This is a genomic window from Psychrobacter sp. TB55-MNA-CIBAN-0194, from assembly GCF_040309505.1.
In the GTDB taxonomy this organism is placed as follows: domain Bacteria; phylum Pseudomonadota; class Gammaproteobacteria; order Pseudomonadales; family Moraxellaceae; genus Psychrobacter; species Psychrobacter fozii.
Genome location: NZ_JBEOOW010000235.1, coordinates 1 through 275 on the forward strand (window position 1 = coordinate 1; position 275 = coordinate 275).

1 protein-coding gene is annotated in these 275 nt (G+C 40.4%); it reads left to right on the forward strand.

Features of this window, described 5'->3' with window-relative positions:
• Positions 1 to 275 (forward strand): hypothetical protein (locus AAEY75_RS14960; protein ID WP_352260020.1); only part of this gene is annotated, 275 nt, incomplete at both ends.

The window sequence follows — 275 nt, forward strand, 5'->3', positions numbered from 1 at the left end:
TTCGATGACAACAACTGAATTATCTAAACGTGAAGACTTCCAAAATAAGGGTGTACTTAAACTTTTCAATGTCATCGATATTGAAAAGGTGGCCGATGTACGCACCCATTGTTGGCATGAAATTAACCACAAATTTGGTATTAATATCGATGAACCTAGTACATGGTTTTCCAACGCTAATAACCCTGTTGGAAACGCTCGTGCAAAACGGCTGAACGGTATGGGGTCGATTATGCGAGACCTAAAAGCATCGGGTAAATTCGACGATATAGAGC